14 protein-coding genes and 2 tRNA genes are annotated in these 16,938 nt (G+C 70.7%); 13 read left to right on the forward strand and 3 right to left on the reverse strand.

What is annotated here, in order from left to right; translation table 11 throughout:
- Window positions 1-3 precede the first annotated feature (3 nt).
- The 5 genes from nadD (at window position 4) to ACIPTO_RS13335 (ending at window position 3,873) form a co-directional block, all read left to right on the forward strand.
- Complete coding sequence (nadD, locus tag ACIPTO_RS13315) at window positions 4-693, forward strand: nicotinate-nucleotide adenylyltransferase (protein WP_366313575.1); 690 nt, start codon at window positions 4-6, stop codon at window positions 691-693.
- Window positions 694-709: 16 nt separating this feature from the next.
- Window positions 710-2,431 carry an LCP family protein gene (locus tag ACIPTO_RS13320; RefSeq protein WP_401191399.1) on the forward strand — a complete coding sequence of 574 codons (1,722 nt, stop codon included), beginning with the start codon at window positions 710-712 and terminating at the stop codon, window positions 2,429-2,431.
- A gap of 169 nt (window positions 2,432-2,600) precedes the next feature.
- Window positions 2,601-3,044 carry a ribosome silencing factor gene (gene rsfS, locus ACIPTO_RS13325; protein ID WP_366313579.1) on the forward strand — a complete coding sequence of 148 codons (444 nt, stop codon included), beginning with the start codon at window positions 2,601-2,603 and terminating at the stop codon, window positions 3,042-3,044.
- Window positions 3,041-3,706, forward strand: a complete 666-nt coding sequence (locus ACIPTO_RS13330; protein WP_401191401.1) for a histidine phosphatase family protein — start codon at window positions 3,041-3,043, stop codon at window positions 3,704-3,706. The genes rsfS and ACIPTO_RS13330 overlap by 4 nt, the downstream gene beginning before the upstream one ends.
- Window positions 3,707-3,800: 94 nt before the next feature.
- A tRNA-Ala gene (locus tag ACIPTO_RS13335) sits at window positions 3,801-3,873 on the forward strand.
- Window positions 3,874-3,912: 39 nt separating this feature from the next.
- Here the strand turns inward: ACIPTO_RS13335 and ACIPTO_RS13340 are convergent.
- A complete protein-coding gene (locus tag ACIPTO_RS13340; protein ID WP_401191403.1) occupies window positions 3,913-4,788 on the reverse strand; it encodes a helix-turn-helix transcriptional regulator in 876 nt (291 codons plus the stop codon).
- A gap of 208 nt (window positions 4,789-4,996) precedes the next feature.
- Here ACIPTO_RS13340 and ACIPTO_RS13345 point away from each other — a divergent pair, with 208 nt between their 5' ends.
- From ACIPTO_RS13345 to ACIPTO_RS13360, 4 genes are all read left to right on the forward strand, one after another.
- Window positions 4,997-6,373, forward strand: coding sequence for an MFS transporter (locus tag ACIPTO_RS13345; RefSeq protein ID WP_401191405.1), 1,377 nt, complete (start codon window positions 4,997-4,999; stop codon window positions 6,371-6,373).
- Window positions 6,374-6,441: 68 nt separating this feature from the next.
- Complete coding sequence (locus ACIPTO_RS13350; RefSeq protein ID WP_019063265.1) at window positions 6,442-6,615, forward strand: hypothetical protein; 174 nt, start codon at window positions 6,442-6,444, stop codon at window positions 6,613-6,615.
- 3 nt (window positions 6,616-6,618) lie between these two features.
- Window positions 6,619-6,852, forward strand: coding sequence for a hypothetical protein (locus ACIPTO_RS13355; protein ID WP_003976229.1), 234 nt, complete (start codon window positions 6,619-6,621; stop codon window positions 6,850-6,852).
- A 135-nt stretch (window positions 6,853-6,987) separates the two neighbouring features.
- Window positions 6,988-7,060 (forward strand) — tRNA-Ala (locus tag ACIPTO_RS13360).
- A 128-nt stretch (window positions 7,061-7,188) separates the two neighbouring features.
- On the opposite strand, the gene ACIPTO_RS13365 is transcribed toward ACIPTO_RS13360, so the two are convergent.
- Both ACIPTO_RS13365 and ACIPTO_RS13370 read right to left on the reverse strand, forming a co-directional pair.
- Window positions 7,189-8,802, reverse strand: a complete 1,614-nt coding sequence (locus ACIPTO_RS13365) for an NADH-ubiquinone oxidoreductase-F iron-sulfur binding region domain-containing protein (RefSeq protein WP_366313588.1) — start codon at window positions 8,800-8,802, stop codon at window positions 7,189-7,191.
- Window positions 8,799-10,133 carry a cytochrome b/b6 domain-containing protein gene (locus tag ACIPTO_RS13370; RefSeq protein ID WP_401191408.1) on the reverse strand — a complete coding sequence of 445 codons (1,335 nt, stop codon included), beginning with the start codon at window positions 10,131-10,133 and terminating at the stop codon, window positions 8,799-8,801. Before ACIPTO_RS13370 ends, ACIPTO_RS13365 begins: the two co-directional genes overlap by 4 nt.
- A gap of 430 nt (window positions 10,134-10,563) precedes the next feature.
- Here ACIPTO_RS13370 and leuS point away from each other — a divergent pair, with 430 nt between their 5' ends.
- The 4 genes from leuS (at window position 10,564) to ACIPTO_RS13390 (ending at window position 16,923) form a co-directional block, all read left to right on the forward strand.
- The gene (gene leuS / locus ACIPTO_RS13375; RefSeq protein ID WP_401191410.1) at window positions 10,564-13,443 is read left to right on the forward strand and encodes a leucine--tRNA ligase; all 2,880 of its coding nucleotides are present in this window, start codon (window positions 10,564-10,566) and stop codon (window positions 13,441-13,443) included.
- A 233-nt stretch (window positions 13,444-13,676) separates the two neighbouring features.
- Entirely contained in the window at window positions 13,677-14,408 is a 732-nt protein-coding gene (locus tag ACIPTO_RS13380; protein WP_401191412.1) for a hypothetical protein, read from the forward strand.
- 108 nt (window positions 14,409-14,516) lie between these two features.
- Window positions 14,517-15,362: a DegV family protein gene (locus ACIPTO_RS13385; protein ID WP_366313596.1), complete on the forward strand. Its 846-nt coding sequence runs from the start codon at window positions 14,517-14,519 to the stop codon at window positions 15,360-15,362.
- Window positions 15,363-16,107: 745 nt separating this feature from the next.
- Window positions 16,108-16,923 carry a helix-hairpin-helix domain-containing protein gene (locus ACIPTO_RS13390; RefSeq protein ID WP_401191414.1) on the forward strand — a complete coding sequence of 272 codons (816 nt, stop codon included), beginning with the start codon at window positions 16,108-16,110 and terminating at the stop codon, window positions 16,921-16,923.
- Window positions 16,924-16,938: the final 15 nt, after the last annotated feature.

A 16,938-nucleotide genomic window follows, 5' to 3' on the forward strand; every position in this document is an offset into this window, starting at 1 on the left:
CGCATGGGAGAGCAGGACATGCCTACCGGTCCGGCGAACGACACGACGCGTGGCACGGAGATCCGCATGGCGAACGGCCCGCGCAACAACGGCCCGTCGAACCCCGGCAAGCGCCGTCTCGGCGTCATGGGCGGAACGTTCGACCCGATCCACCACGGGCACCTCGTGGCGGCCAGTGAGGTCGCCGCGCAGTTCCACCTGGACGAGGTGATCTTCGTCCCGACCGGCCAGCCGTGGCAGAAGACCGACCGCAAGGTCGCGCCGGCCGAGGACCGCTACCTGATGACGGTCATCGCGACCGCCGAGAACCCCCAGTTCTCGGTGAGCCGGATCGACATCGACCGCGGCGGCCCCACCTACACCACGGACACCCTGCGCGACCTGCGTGCGCTCAACCCCGACGCGGACCTCTTCTTCATCACCGGCGCCGACGCCCTCGGCGCGATCCTGACCTGGCGGGACGCGGAGGAGCTGTTCTCCCTCGCGCACTTCATCGGAGTCACCCGCCCCGGCCACACGCTGACCGACCCGGGCCTCCCGGAGGGCGGTGTCTCCCTGATCGAGGTGCCCGCGCTCGCGATCTCCTCCACGGACTGCCGGGCGAGAGTCGCGAAGGGGGATCCCGTCTGGTACCTGGTGCCCGACGGAGTCGTGCGCTATATCGACAAGCGCGAGCTGTACCGCGGCGAGTGAGCCGAGAGGGGCACCGGTGAACGACCGATACGACGCCGGGTACGGCGGCGACCAGTACGAACTCGTCGGCTACGACGAGTACAACCAGCCTGTCTACCGGCAGGTCCCGGCCCAGCAGGCCCAACAGCCCCCGCAGCAGCAGCCGTACGACCCGTACGGACAGCAGCAGCACCAGCAGGGCTACGCCTACGACCCGTACGGGACCGGCACCCAGCAGCAGCCGCCGGCCTACGACACCGGCGCCTACGACACGGGCCGGCAGGCCCCGCAGCCCGGCTACGACCCGTACGCCACCGGGACGACGACGGCCTACGACCCCTACGGGCAGACCGCGAGCCGCGGGCAGCAGCCCCGGGCCGCCGAGCAGACCGCCTACATCCCGCAGCAGGGCGGCCCGGCCGAGGACACGCAAGCCCCTCACGCCCCGGAGACCCCGCACACCCCGGAGACGGGCGAACGGGACTACCGCACCGAGCAGTTCGCCTTCGTGGAGGAGCCGACCGACGACTCCGAGGACGTCATCGACTGGCTGAACTTCACGGAGAACCGCACCGAGCGCCGCGAGGAGGCCAAGCGCCGCGCCCGCGGCCGTATGGTCGCCCTCGTCGTGGTGCTCGCGCTGGTCGTGGCCGGCGGTGTCGGCTACCTCTGGACCGCCGGGAAGCTCCCCGGAGTCTCCTCGTCCGGCTCGAAGTCGGGCACCACGACGGCCGTCGGCGCCCAGAACCGCGACGTGATCGTCGTCCACCTGCACAACACCTCGAAGGGCGGCACCTCTTCGGTGCTCCTCGTCGACAACACGACCCTGAAGCAGGGCACCACCGTGCTGCTGCCCAACTCCCTCGCGCTCACGGACGACGACGGCAACACGACGACGCTGGCCAAGTCGGTCGGCGACGACGGCACCTCCGGGACCGTCGACCAGCTCAACACGGTCCTCGGCACCGACATCGAGGGCACCTGGCGGCTGGACACCCCCTACCTGCAGAACCTGGTCGACCTCGTCGGCAACATCGACCTCGACACCAACGCCGACGTCCCCGACCCGGACGCCACCAAGAAGAACGCCGCGCCCCTCGTCCACAAGGGCAAGGACCAGACCCTCAGCGGCAAGATGGCCGTCGCCTACGCCACCTACCGCGCCTCCGGCGAGGGCCAGAACGCCCAGCTGGAGCGGTTCGGCCAGGTCATGCAGGGCGTGCTGCGCCAGCTGACCTCCGACCCGACGGCGGCCACCACCACCGTGCAGACCCTGGCCCAGATCCTGGACCCGCCCCTCACCGACAAGGACCTCGGCACCTTCCTCGCGAAGCTCGCCGACCTCGCCAAGAGCGGCGACTACAAGACGGCCCTGCTGCCCGTCCAGAACGACGGCACCCTGACCGCGCAGGCCTCGGCCAGCGTCGTCAAGGACATCCTGGGCGGCACCGCGAAGAGCCCCGACGAGGGCTCGGCGGTCCGGGTCGCCGTCCAGAACGCCACCGGCGTCAAGGACGACACCGAGAAGGCCCGCGTGGTCCTCCTCAACGGCGGCTTCACCTTCCTGGAGGCCGGCACGGCGTCCGGGACCTCGGCCACGACCAAGATCACGTACTCCGACGCGGCCGACAAGGAGAACGCCACCGAGGTCGCCAAGACCCTGGGCCTGCCCACCAGCACCGTGACCAAGGGCACCGTCTCCGCGAACGCGGACGTCTCGGTGGTCCTCGGAACGGACTACAAGCCGTCGTCGTCCTGACGGGGGCCCGGTGACCGTGAGCGCGGTGACCGTGTGACGGAGAGCACGCCCCGGAGGGCGGAGCCGGTGTCCGACCGGCTTCCGGGGCGTGATCCGTTATTCACGTGGGGCCCCGTCCGCGGTCCGTGAGACCCTTGAGGTCTGTTGACCGCCGACCGAAAGCCGCGTAGTGACCGCCACTGACCGCTCCATCGAGCTCATCTCCGCCGCCGCCCTGGCGGCCGCCGACAAGCTCGCGCACGACATCATCGCCTACGACGTCAGCGACGTGCTGTCGATCACGGACGCCTTCCTGCTGGCCTCCGCCCCCAACGACCGCCAGGTCAAGTCGATCGTCGACGAGATCGAGGAGCGGCTCAGCAAGGACCTCGGCGCCAAGCCGGTGCGCCGCGAGGGCGACCGCGACGCCCGCTGGATCCTGCTCGACTACGTCGACATCGTCGTCCACGTCCAGCACAGCGAGGAGCGCGTCTTCTACGCCCTGGAGCGGCTGTGGAAGGACTGCCCCGAGCTGGACCTCCCCGCCGAGGCCAAGGCCACCCGCGGCAAGGCTGCCGAGCACGCCAAGCTGCAGGCCGAGGAGGACGCCTCCGAGTTCGGGGAGGTGCGGTGACCGCCGGGGCCGACGGCCGCAGGGCGGGCCGCGGCCGCCGCGTCATCCTGTGGCGGCACGGCCAGACCGCGTGGAACGTGGAGCGCCGCTTCCAGGGCACCACGGACGTCGAGCTGACCGAGACCGGCGTCGGCCAGGCCCGCCGGGCCGCCCGGCTGCTGGCCTCCCTCAAGCCGGACGCGATCGTCGCCTCCGACCTGAAGCGGGCGGCGAACACGGCCGCCGAGCTGGCCGCCCTCACCGACCTCGACGTCACGCACGACGAGGGCCTGCGGGAGACCTACGCGGGCGTCTGGCAGGGGCTGACGCACGAGGAGATCATCACCCGCCACGGCGAGGAGTACGCCGCGTGGAAGCGCGGCGAGCCGGTGCGCCGCGGCGGCGGCGAACTGGAGAGCGAGGTGGCCGACCGGGCCGCTCCCGTCGTGCTCCGGCACGCCGACAAGCTGCCCGAGGACGGCACCCTCGTGGTGGTCAGCCACGGCGGCACGATCCGCACCACCATCGGTCGTCTCCTCGGTCTGGAGTCCCAGCACTGGGAGAGTCTCGGCGGCCTCTCCAACTGCTGCTGGTCCGTGCTCGGCGAGGGCGCCCGCGGCTGGCGCCTGCTGGAACACAACGCCGGCACGCTCCCGGAACCGGTGCTCGGCGACGACGACTGAGCGGCCCTCCAGGGCCCCGACCCCGGATTTCGCTTTCCGGCAGGTCGCAGGCTAAAGTTCTTCTTGTTCGCCCCGCCGAGCGGGAAGAACGCAAGGGGCTATAGCTCAGTTGGTAGAGCGCCTGCATGGCATGCAGGAGGTCAGGAGTTCAATTCTCCTTAGCTCCACAGATCGACACTCTTGAGTTGTCAAGGATCGAGAGTCGTTCACGGTCGAGTCGATGAGATCCCGTCCCTTTCAGGGGCGGGATTTTTCGTCGCTGTCAGCGCCGCCGCACGCAGCCGGGTCTCCTCGTCTGCCGGGGTGTAGACCACGATCCGGCACTCCGGCATCCCGTGGACCGACAGCGACACCGACGTCATCCGCATCTCGCCCACCTCCGTGTGCCGGAACGTCTTCACCCGCCGACCCGGCTCCGCCACGTCCCCGCTCCGCCACAGCCGCGCGAAGAGCGGGCTCGCCGCCGACAGCCCGCGTATGAACTCCTCCCAGACCGGCTCGCCGGTATGCAGTCCGTAGGCCGAGCGCAGCGTCGCCACCATCACCGGCAGCTCCGTGTCCCGGTACAGCAGCGGGCACTCCTCCTCCGGCACCGTGAACAGCCTCCACAGCGCGTTCGGCATGGGGCCCGGCGGCAGTGGCTCCACCCAGAACACCGTCCGGTAGGGGGAGTTGGTGGCGAGGATGTCGTACCGCGAGTTGTAGACCACCGCCGGGCGCGGCTCCAGGGCGTCGAGGATGCCCTGGATCTCCGGGCCCACCGACTGCACGACCGCCTCCGGAGGATGCGCGTACGGCACCTCGGCCAGGTGGTACAGATGCTCCCGCTCCGGCGCGTCGAGCCGGAGCGTGCGCGCCACGGCGTCCAGGACCTGCGCCGACGCGTTGATCGGGCGCCCCTGTTCGAGCCACGTGTACCAGGTGACGCCCACCCCCGAGAGCTGCGCGACCTCCTCGCGGCGCAGTCCCGGCGTACGCCGTCGGAAGCCCGGCGGCATGCCGACGTCGTGCGGTGTCACCCTCGCGCGCCTGCTGCGCAGGAACGCGGCCAGCTCGGGCCGGCGGCGCTGTGTCGTCCCCATCCCCATCGTCACATCCCCCATGCTCGACGCCCGGGTCGGTCCGTGCCAGGTGCTGGCGGTACCAGCATCAGCGGGCTCTCGGCACCCGTACCGGAGCGCCCCCACGCTCGACCGCATGACGACCTCACCCCGTACGGAACCGGATTCCGCACCCGTTCCGACTCCTGCCACCAGTAAAGACCCTGGCACTGACAATCGCCGTGGGCCGATGCTCGCGGTGCTGCTCGCGGCCCTGTTCATGGCGCTGCTCGACGTGTTCATCGTGAACGTCGCCGCTCCCACCATCGGCACCGAACTCCACGCGTCCGGCGCGGACCTGCAGCTGGTGATCGCCGGCTACACCATCACGTACTCGGTGCTGTTGATCACCGGCGCCCGGCTCGGCGACCGGCTCGGCCACGCCCGGGTCCACCTCGCCGGACTCGCCCTCTTCACCGCGGCCTCGCTCGCCTGCGGACTGGCGCAGGGCTCCACCGAGTTGATCGTGTTCCGGCTGATCCAGGGCTCCGGCTCGGCGCTGATGATCCCGCAGGTGCTGAGCCTGATCCAGCGCCACTTCGTCGGCGAGGCCCGGATGCGGGCGCTCGGTGTCTACTCGGCGGTCATCGCCGTCGGCGCCGCCGCCGGGCAGATCCTCGGCGGGGTCCTCGTCAGCGCGGACCTGTTCGGCGCGAGCTGGCGGCCGGTGTTCCTCGTCAACGTGCCCGTGGGCGTCGTACTGCTGGTCCTCGGCAGGCGGGTGCTGCCGCGGGACGGCGGGGCCGAGCCGGAGCGGGCGCGGGCCTTCGACGTGCCGGGTCTCGTGCTGCTCGCGGCGGCGGTCTCGCTGCTGACGGTGCCGCTGGTGCTGGGCCAGGAGGAGGGCTGGCCGCTGTGGTCGTGGCTGTCGCTGGTCGCGGCGGCGGTGCTCTTCGCGGCGTTCTGCGGCTACGAGTCCCGGCTCGCCCGGCGCGGTGGAGCCCCGCTGATCGCGCCGCGTGTGCTGCGTCACCCGGGGATGGGCCTCGCCGTCTTCCGGATCCTGGCCGTGATGGCCGTCAACGCCGGTTTCCTGTTCGCGCTCACCCTGCACGTCCAGGGCGGCCTCGGGTTCAGCGCGCTGCGCGCCGGTCTCACCTTCGCGCCGACGGCGGTCGTCTTCGGGGCCGTCGGGCTGACCTGGCGCAGGTGGCCGGCGGCCTGGCAGCGGGCGCTGACCCCGCTCGGATTCCTCATCACGATCCCGGCCGTCGTGGGAGTCGGCCTTGCGTTCGAAGGCGGCGACCGCGGCGGGGCCGTACTCTACGTGGCGTACGTCGGCGTGGGGGCCGGGCTCGCGCTCGCCTTCAGCCCGACGCTGACACGGGCTCTCGCCACGGTGCGGCCCGAGGACGCGGCGGACGCCAGCGGACTGCTCTCCACGGTCGCGCAGCTGGGTCAGCTGCTCGGGGTCGCGGTTTTCGGCACACTGTTCTTGAACCGGCTTGAGTCACTTGGGGCCCCGGGGGCGTATACCTCTGCGAAGGCGCTTTTGGCGTGCATGTTCGCACTGGCCGGGACGGCCGCGGTGGGTGCCGTGTCCGGACTGGTACTGAGGCGTCGCTGACCGTATTGGTCCGGCCGTGGCAGAATCAAACGGCCGGAGGGGGCGCGGCCCGACGGGAGGGAGTAGCGATGCCTGCGAGCATCATCGAGGAGGTCGACCACCTCTTCGATGCGGCGTTGATACGGGATACGATCACCCGCCTGAGCTGCCCTTCCTGCGGTTCCGCCCATGTGGCGCAAGTCCTCGGTGACAACGGCGGAGTTTCCTACGTGTGCACGGCCTGCGGCCACAGCTGGAGCTGATCGATGGGTGCACACAGGCGAAAGTGCGACTGGTGCGGCAGTGGGACGCCGATCGTCCGCGACATGGAACCGGTGAATCCCGACTACCAGTACTGGTGCGAGGAGTGCGCGCGGGCGCTGATCATAAAAGGCGACCCGATCGAGACGTACCGCGAACTCGAGGGCGAGCCGATCTACGGTCGACTCCTCGAAGAGCACTGCACGTTGAAACGGTTCTATTCCTTCGTCACCGCCTGACCCCGGGCGGGACCCGGCGAGGAGGTCCCGGCGACGACGGCCACGATCATGGGGCGACGCAAACGATTTGGTGGTCCACCGGGTCGCCCGGTAATGTTTGCGTCGCAGCCGGGGAGACCCGGCAGCACACCGCACGGGGCTATAGCTCAGTTGGTAGAGCGCCTGCATGGCATGCAGGAGGTCAGGAGTTCAATTCTCCTTAGCTCCACAGAAGTCGAAGGCGGATCATCCCTCGGGATGATCCGCCTTCGCTGTGTTCAGGGGGAAGTTGGCGCCGCTCGGGAACGGGAAGGCCGCCCCTTCTTGAAAGAAGAGGCGGCCTTGTCGCGTGTGGGCTCAGCGGCCCAGGGCCCGCCGGCCGCGGCCCTGGGAGAGGACCGGCAGGTTGCGGGACGGGGTCTTGTCCCGGGGGGCCTCCTCCTCCAGGCGCAGGGCGAGCGCCGGGCAACGCCGCACCGCGCGCAGTGCCTTCGCCTCCGCGTACCGCGGCACCTGGGCCTGCGCGACGGTGGGGAAGCCGTCGGCGCCGAGTTCGAAGACCTCCGGGAGGATGTCCGCGCACAGGCCGTGGCCCCGGCACAGCGTCCAGTCGACGTAGATCTTCTGGCGGCTGGGACCGTTCTCCTCGGCCGCTATGCCGCTCGTGATGCCCGCGGGGAGCTGGCCGCCCTCGAAGAGCGGCAGAACGCCCTCCACGGGCCTTCCGCAGCCGTTCCCGAGGACGTGGGCGGCGAGGTCGTCCGTGAACGCCTTGATGGTCGACTCCAGGAACATCGCGGAGCCGTCCGGGTGCGAGCACGCGCCGCGCCGCTTCACGGCCTTGGCGACCTGCTTGAGCGCCTCCAGGGCGGCCGGGCCGCCGCCGTTGAGGATGTCCTCCATGCCGCGCGCGGCGGCGGGCAGGCCGAGGTAGCAGGGGCCGCACTGGCCCGCGCTCTCGTCGGCCAGCCACTGGGCCACGCGCAGTGACTCGCCCAGCGGGCAGGTCTCCTGGGTGATCGGCATGATGGCGCCCGCGCCGAGCGCACCGCCCACCGCGTCCAGGGAGTTGCGGGAGACGATCGCCTCGTTGACCGTCGCCGCGTCGATCCACTTGCCGTGGTAACCGCCCGTCAGCACACCCTGGGGGACCGGCGGGGCGCCGGCCAGCTGCAGGACGTAGCGGAGTGGTACGCCGGTGGGGACCTCGATCACCATGGGGCGCGCGACCGCCCCGGAGACCGTGAGCATGACGGTGCCGGGCTCGTCGTAGAGGCCGGTGTTGCCGTAGCGCTCGGGGCCGATGCGGGCGGCGATGGCGAGTTGGGCGAACGTCTCGGCGTTCGACAGCAGGGTGGGGGCGCCGCCGACGCCGTTCTGGGAGGCGCTGACCTTGCGGCCGGGCGGGATCGCCGGGCCGCCGTCGATCGAGCGGATCAGCGACGCTGCGGCACCGGTGACCATGCGGACCGGGTTGCGCTGGACGAACGCCTTCAGCGCCGAACGGCGGGTGTTGCTCAGGCCGCGCTCCGAGAGTGCCGCCTCCATGGAGCGCTGCGTCGACTCCCTGGTGACCCCCACCACGAGCGTGCGGGCACCCAGCGCCTCGGCGACCAGGAGGGCGCCGTCCAGGATGAGGTGCGGGGCACGGTTGATGAGCACCGTGTCCTTGCGGCAGGCCGGTTCGTCCTCACTGCCGTTGACGACGACGACCGGCCGTACGCCGCGTTTGATCGCCGCCTCGGCGACCGACCGCAGCTTTTTGTGGAAGGGGAAGCCCGCGCCGCCGCGGCCCTTCAGGTTGATGGCCTCGGAGAGCTTCGCGAGCTGCTCCCCGCCCATCGGTTCGAGCGGCCCGTGCACCTTCAGGTGCATGGGCAGGTCGAGTCGCTCGACAAGGTCGAAGCCTGACGTGAGCTGCGGAAGTCCGACGACGCGGACTTCCGGGACGTCGGGCAGGGCCTCGTTCACCTATAGCCTCCGGAAGGCGTGTTCCAAGGTTCGCCCGAGCCGCCCTGCGCGTCGAAGCCGTACGAAGCGTTGGGCGTTTGATCGGTGGCGGGACCGCTGTTGTACGTGTCATTGGGGTTGTACGTACCGGAGGTGCCGTTCGACTCACCGGTGGGGTAGGTGTATCCCTCCCCATAGCCGCCTGCGCCCGAATTATTGTTGTACGTAGGGATGTTGTACCCGGTGTCCTGGAGCGGGTCGTAGGCCGACGGGGGCGCCTCGCCGACCGGCGGCGGCGACGGGATCGGCCAGCTGCCCGAGGTGCTGCCGCCGTTGTCCGCGCGCGGGACGGCCTGGGTGTTCTGCATGTCCATCGGCACGTTCATGCGCGAGGTCTGGTCGGTGATGTACGGCATCTGGCCGGTGGACTCCGGGGTGGCGGTGCGGTAGGCGGCCGCGAAGTCGTTGTTGGCGGTCTCCGGGGTCATGGACCTCGTCTCGTACCCGGCGCCGGGGTCCATGCGCGGGACCGACCCGGTGTCGGTGAACGAGGGCTGCCGCGCGCCCCGTCGGCCCTCGTCCGGCCGCCGGCTCTCGAAGCCCGCCGACGCGGACTCGCCCACGCGGCCCCGGCTCGCGTCGAGTTCGTCCAGGCCGGGACGCTCCTCGTTGCCCAGGAGGCGGGCCACCTTGTCGGCGAACTTCCGCTTGAACGGGCGGGGCGCCGAGCGCAGGGCGAGGGCGGCGGCCACCCCGACCAGGCACAGCTCGTACGAGATCATGAAGAACGGCTTCGCCGCGCGGCCCGCGAACAGGCCGTGGACCAGGGCCGCGCACCAGGCCGGGTAGGCCAGCATGTGCATCGCGCGCCAGCGGGCGGCGACGGGCGCGGGGGACGCGAACTGGTTGCGCAGGGCGCCGGTGATGCCCACGAAGATCATGAGGAGGCCGGCCAGGGAGCCGAGGCCGATGAGCCCTGCGCTGCCCTTCACGCCGAGGCTGAAGGGGATCAGCGCGGCGATCAGGACGGTGTGGTCGAGTGCCAGCTTGACCGTGATGTGGATCACCAGGAAGGCGATCGAGCCGACGGCGGTCACCCGGTGGATGCCCTGGGCGACGATCCGCTGGCGGATGTTGAGGATGACCCGGTCCTGGGCGACGAGCCCCCAGATGACCGAGCAGGTGAGCGACACGAGCGAGAGGACGCCCGCACCGAAGTTGAGGAAGTCCTGTACCTGGCTGCCTCCGGCCAGCACGAACACGGGTATGAAGATCAGGACGACGAGGCTCACCACGCCATAGGCCGAACGGCCCGGCTTGGGGAGCGAACTGGTACTACGACGAGCGTTCATGGGGGCAACTCCGAGCAGTATCGGGAAAGCGGTCCCGCTGCCGAACTCTAAGTGGCTCCATACCGGTGGGTACGAGGTTTGAGTTATTGCGTTGTTATCAAACGACAATGCGCTTGCTGTGATGTCCCGTAGGGGCTGGTACGCGAAGGTAGTCCTTGAACTTGGTTCAGTCCGGGCCGGTGTGGTCAGGGTGCCAAGGGTGATACGGAAGCGCGTCGCGTTGTGCTCAAGGGCTGCGGTACTCTGACGCCATGCGTGCTGTACGCCTTCTGCTTAGCGAGCCGCGCTGATCAGTCCCGGCCACCGGCGAACGGTGAGGTCGGAATCGGCGCGGCGTCCCCTCCTGTGCGAGGGGATTTTTCATTTGGTGGATGTCACAGCCTGAATGTCGCAGCCGCTGGCAGAGACGATCGATGGAGCTTTGAGGATCATGAGCGAGACGAACCCCGCTGCCACCGCCGAAGTGGTCGCGCCGCACCGCTACACGGCCGCCATGGCCGCGGACATCGAGGCACGCTGGCAGGACTTCTGGGATGCCGAGGGCACCTACGAGGCGCCGAACCCGAGCGGTGACCTGGCGGGCGACCCCGAACTGGCCGCGCGCCCCAAGAAGTTCATCATGGACATGTTCCCGTACCCCTCCGGTGCGGGCCTGCACGTAGGCCACCCCCTGGGGTACATCGCCACCGACGTGTTCGCCCGGTACCAGCGGATGACCGGCCACAACGTGCTGCACACCCTGGGCTTCGACGCCTTCGGCCTGCCGGCCGAGCAGCACGCCGTCCAGACGGGCGAGCACCCCAGGATCACCACCCTGGCCGCCATCACCAACATGAAGTCCCAGCTGCGCGCGCTGGGCCTGGGCCACGACAAGCGCCGGTCGTTCGCCACGATCGACCCCGAGTACTACAAGTGGACCCAGTGGATCTTCCTGCAGATCTTCAACTCCTGGTACGACGACGAGGCCGGCAAGGCCCGCCCGATCGCCGAGCTGGTCGCCCAGTTCGAGACCGGTGAGCGCGCCGTACCGGGCCACACGCGCGCGTGGGCCGAGCTGAACGCCACCGAACGCGCCGACGTCCTGGGCGGGTTCCGCCTGGCCTACGCCTCCGACGCGCCCGTCAACTGGTGCCCCGGGCTGGGCACCGTGCTGGCCAACGAGGAGGTCACCGCCGACGGCCGCTCCGAGCGCGGCAACTTCCCCGTCTTCAAGGCCAAGCTGCGCCAGTGGAACATGCGCATCACCGCCTACGCCGACCGGCTGCTGGCGGACCTGGAGGAGCTGGACTGGCCCGAGGCCATCAAGCTGCAGCAGCGCAACTGGATCGGCCGCTCCGAGGGCGCCCGCGTCGACTTCCCTGTCGACGGCGAGACCATCACCGTCTTCACCACCCGCCCCGACACCCTGTTCGGCGCGACCTACATGGTGCTGGCGCCCGAGCACCCCCTGGTCGACACGTTCACCCCGGCCGCCTGGCCCGAGGGCACGCGTGACGCGTGGACCGGCGGTCACAGCACCCCGGCGGAGGCCGTCGCCGCCTACCGCGCGCAGGCCGGCACCAAGTCCGACGTGGAGCGCCAGGCCGAGGCCAAGGAGAAGACCGGTGTCTTCACCGGCGCGTTCGCGACCAACCCGGTCAACGGCGACAGCGTCCCGGTCTTCATCGCCGACTACGTGCTGATGGGCTACGGCACCGGCGCGATCATGGCCGTCCCGGCGGGCGACCAGCGCGACTTCGACTTCGCGCGCGCCTTCGAGCTGCCGATCACCTGCATCGTGGAGCCCACCGACGGCCGCGGCACGGACACGTCCACCTGGGAGGACGCTTTCGGGTCGTACGACGCGAAGATCATCAACTCCTCGAACGGCGACATCTCCCTGGACGGCCTGCCCGTCGCCGAGGCCAAGGCCCGCATCACGGAGTGGCTGGCCCGCAAGGGCATCGGCGATGGAACCGTCAACTTCCGCCTGCGCGACTGGCTGTTCAGCCGCCAGCGCTACTGGGGCGAGCCCTTCCCGATCGTCTACGACGAGGACGGCATCGCGCACCCGCTGCCCGAGTCGATGCTGCCCCTGGAGCTGCCGGAGGTCGAGGACTACTCGCCCCGCACCTTCGACCCGGACGACGCCGACACGTCCCCGGAGACGCCCCTGTCCCGCAACGAGGACTGGGTCGCCGTCACCCTGGACCTGGGCGACGGCCGCGGCCCCCAGAAGTACCGCCGCGAGACCAACACCATGCCGAACTGGGCCGGTTCCTGCTGGTACGAACTGCGCTACCTGGACCCGCACAACGACCGGCAGCTGGTCGACCCCGCCATCGAGCAGTACTGGATGGGCCCTCGCGAGGGCATGCCGCACGGCGGCGTCGACCTGTACGTCGGCGGCGCCGAGCACGCCGTACTGCACCTGCTGTACGCCCGCTTCTGGTCCAAGGTGCTGTTCGACCTGGGGCACATCTCGTCCCCGGAGCCGTTCCACAAGCTGTTCAACCAGGGCATGATCCAGGCCTACGTCTACCGCGACAGCCGCGGCTTCCCGGTACCGGCCGCCGAGGTGGAGGAGCGCGACGGCGCCTACTACCACCAGGGCGAGAAGGTCTCCCGGCTGCTGGGCAAGATGGGCAAGTCCCTGAAGAACGCGGTCACTCCGGACGAGATCTGCGACGAGTACGGCGCCGACACCCTGCGCCTGTACGAGATGGCCATGGGCCCCCTGGACGTGTCCCGGCCGTGGGACACGCGCGCGGTGGTGGGCCAGTACCGGCTGCTGCAGCGGCTGTGGCGCAACATCGTCGACGAGACGACCGGCGAGGTCACGGTCGTCGACACCGAGCCCGACGAGGACACGCTGCGTGCCCTGCACAAGGCGATCGACGGAGTGCGCCAGGACCTGGCGGGCCTGCGCTTCAACACGGCCATCGCCAAGATCACCGAGCTGAACAACCAGCTGACCAAGGCGGGCGGCGCCCTCCCGCGCCCGGTCGCCGAGGCGCTGGTGCTGCTGATCGCCCCGCTGGCCCCGCACATCGCCGAGGAGCTGTGGCGCAAGCTGGGCCGCACCGACACGGTGGTCCACCAGGACTTCCCGGTCGCCGACCCGGCCTACGTCGTCGACGAGAGCGTGACCTGCGTCGTGCAGATCAAGGGCAAGGTCAAGGCGCGCCTGGAGGTCTCCCCGGCAATCTCCGACGCCGAGCTGGAGAAGGTCGCGCTGGCCGACGAGAAGGTCGTCGCCGCGCTGGAGGGCGCGGGCATCCGCAAGGTCATCGTGCGGGCGCCGAAGCTGGTGAACATCGTTCCGGCGTAGCTCGTCAGCTCACTGGCTCCGCGGTTCCGCGAGGGCCGTCGACGGGGTCGGGGCGTGGTCGGGGCCGGGCCGGTGGTGGCCGGCCCGGCCGGTACTTCGCCGGGCCGGGGCCGTCGCCTCGGGGTAGTCCCCTACGGGCAGGTTCGGGGTTCCTGTGGAACTCGGGACCTGCCCGTTGCGTTTACCTTGGAAGAGCGGCGCGGTGTGTGCCGCACGGAGCCGGTGGAGGAGCGTTGGAAGTCGTGATCACAGTCTTCGCCCTTCTCTTCCTGCTGTTCGTGGTGCTCGGCGGCTACGCCACGGTGAAGGCGATCGGCGCCGCCAAGCGCGGCGTCGACCGCACGGTCGCGCAGGCCCGGCGCTCGGTCGAGGACCACACCCTGCGCGCCAAGTCCTTCGCCCAGCCCGGCCCGCAGGGACAGGTGGCCCAACTGCGCCTCGCCCTGCGGACATCGATGCGCGCGACCCAGGACGCACTGCACGCGGGCGTGACCGAGGACGAGTCCCTCAAGGAGTCCCTCGGCCTCTTCGAGCGGCTCAGCGCGCACGGCCGCGAACTCGACGGCGAGCTGAGGCGCTTGGAGTCCGAGCCCGACCGCAGGACCCTCGCCGAACGGCTGCCCGCCCTGCGTGAGCGCACCGAGCGCATCACGAAGTCGGCGGACTCGTTGCGATGGGCCGCCCGGGACCGGGCCGGTCGCTTCGCGGAGGACGACCTGGACGCGCTCAGCGCCCAGATAGACGTGGAGGCAGGCGCCCTCCGGCACTGGACGAAGGCGGACCACACCCAGCCTCCGTGGCCCGACGCCCCGGCCGCCGACGCCACCACGTCCCGGCAGACCTGGCCCGAGCCCCCGCGCTCCCGCCCCGCTCCCGAGGAGCCGGCCCCGTCCGCCATCACCCCGCCGGGACGACGCTCCACCTACCCGTGGCAGAAGAAACCCCGCCCGGAGAGCACGACTTGATCGCGCGGCACGGTGCGCGTGTGTGACGTGTGAGGATCCGGCCGGTTCCGGCCCAGGTGAAAGGGGTCGGGCTGCCAACCGGCCGCTACGGCAGGTAACCTCCAGCTCATGTCCCGCCATGTCGCGATCGTCACCGATTCAACGGCCTACCTGCCGCCGCTGACGATGGAGCGCCACGGCATCACAGCGGTGCCGCTGACCGTGGTCCTCGGCGACCGGGCGCTCGACGAGGGCACCGAGATCTCCACCCGCTCCCTGGCCCAGGCCCTCCAGAAGCGACGCCCGGTCACCACCTCGCGCCCCAGCCCCCAGCTCTTCGCGGAGACCTACCGCAAGGTCGCCGAGTCCGGCGCCACCGGCATCGTCTCCCTCCACCTCTCCGCCGAACTCTCGGGCACCTACGACGCGGCCGTCGTCGCCGCGCGTGAGGCACCGGTGCCGGTGCGGGTCGTGGACACCGGGATGGTCGCCATGGCGCTCGGCTTCTGCGCCCTCGCCGCGGCCGAGACGGCGGAGGCCGGCGGCACGGTGGACGAGGCGGTCACGGCCGCGGAGAAGCGGGCCGCCGGTACCTCCGCCTACTTCTACGTCGACACCCTCGACTATCTGCGCCGGGGCGGCCGAATCGGCGCGGCCCAGGCACTGCTGGGCTCCGCGCTCGCCGTGAAGCCGCTGCTCCAGCTGGAGGGCGGGGGCATCGAACTCCTGGAGAAGGTACGGACGGCGTCGAAGGCGATCGCCCGGCTTGAGGAACTCGCGGCGGACCGGGCGGGCAGCGCGCAGGTCGACATCGCCGTTCACCATCTCTCCGCACCCGAGCGGGCGTCGGCACTCGCGGACCGGCTGCGGGCGCGGGTGCCGGGGCTGGCCGATCTGCATGTGAGCGAGGTCGGGGCGGTGATCGGGGCGCATACGGGGCCCGGGTTGTTGGGGGCTGTGGTTTCGGCTCGGTGACGGGTTCTGCCCGGGGTGGGGCCTCAGGGTTGGGGTTTGCCACGGAGGCGTCCGTCGGGGATGTCCATCGGCATCGGTGAGGTGCGTGATGCGTCGGGCCGGTGTGCCGGCCGGCGTCTTGTGCGGGGACGCCCGTATGGGTGACGGAGTTATCCACAACTGGGCCGTCGTCCCCGGGAATTGACCAAGATCATCGCGAAATCGCGGGATGTCCGATGCTCGCCGCATGGCACTTCGATCACGCTCACACACAGCGACTGCGACCAGCGGCCCGGGCCGCGCCCCGTTCTCCGACAGCCGGACTCGGTACCGCCGACCGGCGACACGGGGGCGGGCACATCGACAGGCTTCGGCGGAGGAACTTCGACGCCGGGCAGAACTGCTCTTCGGTGAACGAGCCGGGGAGCGAGGGGAGTTGGGGAGTGGACCGCCGGGTGGAAGCGGGGGTGGCGAAGGTGGGGGAGCGGGCGCTTGTTCGTCGGGGGTGGAGGGGGCGGGGTCTTCTGTTTCGGCTGGGGCTGGGGCTGGGGCTGGGGCTGGGGCGAGGGCGCGTGCCGTTCCGCCGGTGTCCGAGGCGAGGGGGTATGCGGTTCCGCCTGTGGTGAGGGCGGCGGGGCTTGGTTCTCCAGCGCGTGTCGATGCTGGACCGTGGGCTGTTCCGGAGTCGGAGTCGGAGTCGGAGTCGGAGTCGGAGTCGAGGCCTCAGCCTGAGCCCGATGGCTTCTCGAACGGCGGTGCCGCTGAAGTGCCGGTGGGCGGTGGAGACTTGGCGGAACCCGGAGACTTCGCCCGTGCCGGTGAGGCAGGTACCCGACGGGACCGGGTCGGGGCGGCTCTGCGGGAGCGGATGCCGGTGTGGGTGCAGACGCGGTGCGGGCTGGAGCGGCGGAATGTGATCGCGCTCGGTGTTCTGCTCCTGGTGGCCGGGGTCTTCGCCGTGCAGCACTTCTGGGTGGGCCGGACCCAACCTGTTCGCGCACCGGAGGTCGTCCACGCGGCGGCTCCCTTTGGAGACGAGGGCGGGGCTGCGGGCAAGGGGGCCGGTGCGCGGGGCGCTTCGAGTACTGCCGGAGCCGCAGGCGGGGCCGGAGCTGTCGGTGCAGCCGGTTCCGAGATCGTCGTGGACGTCAGTGGCAAGGTTCGGGAGCCCGGGGTGCATCGGCTTCCGGGCGGTTCGCGGGTGACCGACGCGCTCCGGGCGGCAGGTGGGGTGCGTCCGGGGACGAACACCGAGGGGCTCAACCGCGCGCGGTTCCTCGTGGACGGGGAGCAGATCGTCGTCGGCGGTCCGGTTCCGGCTGCGGTGCAGGGCGCGGGTGGCGCGAACACCGCAGGAGTCACGGGTTCCGCTGCGGGAGCGGCACCTGCGGCCCCGGTCTCGCTCAACACGGGCACCGCGGATCAGCTCAACACCCTGCCCGGCGTGGGCCCGGTGCTCGCGCAGCACATCATCGACTACCGCACCCAGCACGGCGGATTCCGCTCGGTGGACGAGCTGCGCCAGGTCAACGGCATCGGCGACCGCCGTTTCGCCGACCTACGGGATCTGGTCCAGCCGTGATCCGGGTCCAGGACG

It is taken from the genome of Streptomyces sp. NPDC090083 (genome assembly GCF_044747445.1).
Taxonomy (GTDB): domain Bacteria; phylum Actinomycetota; class Actinomycetes; order Streptomycetales; family Streptomycetaceae; genus Streptomyces.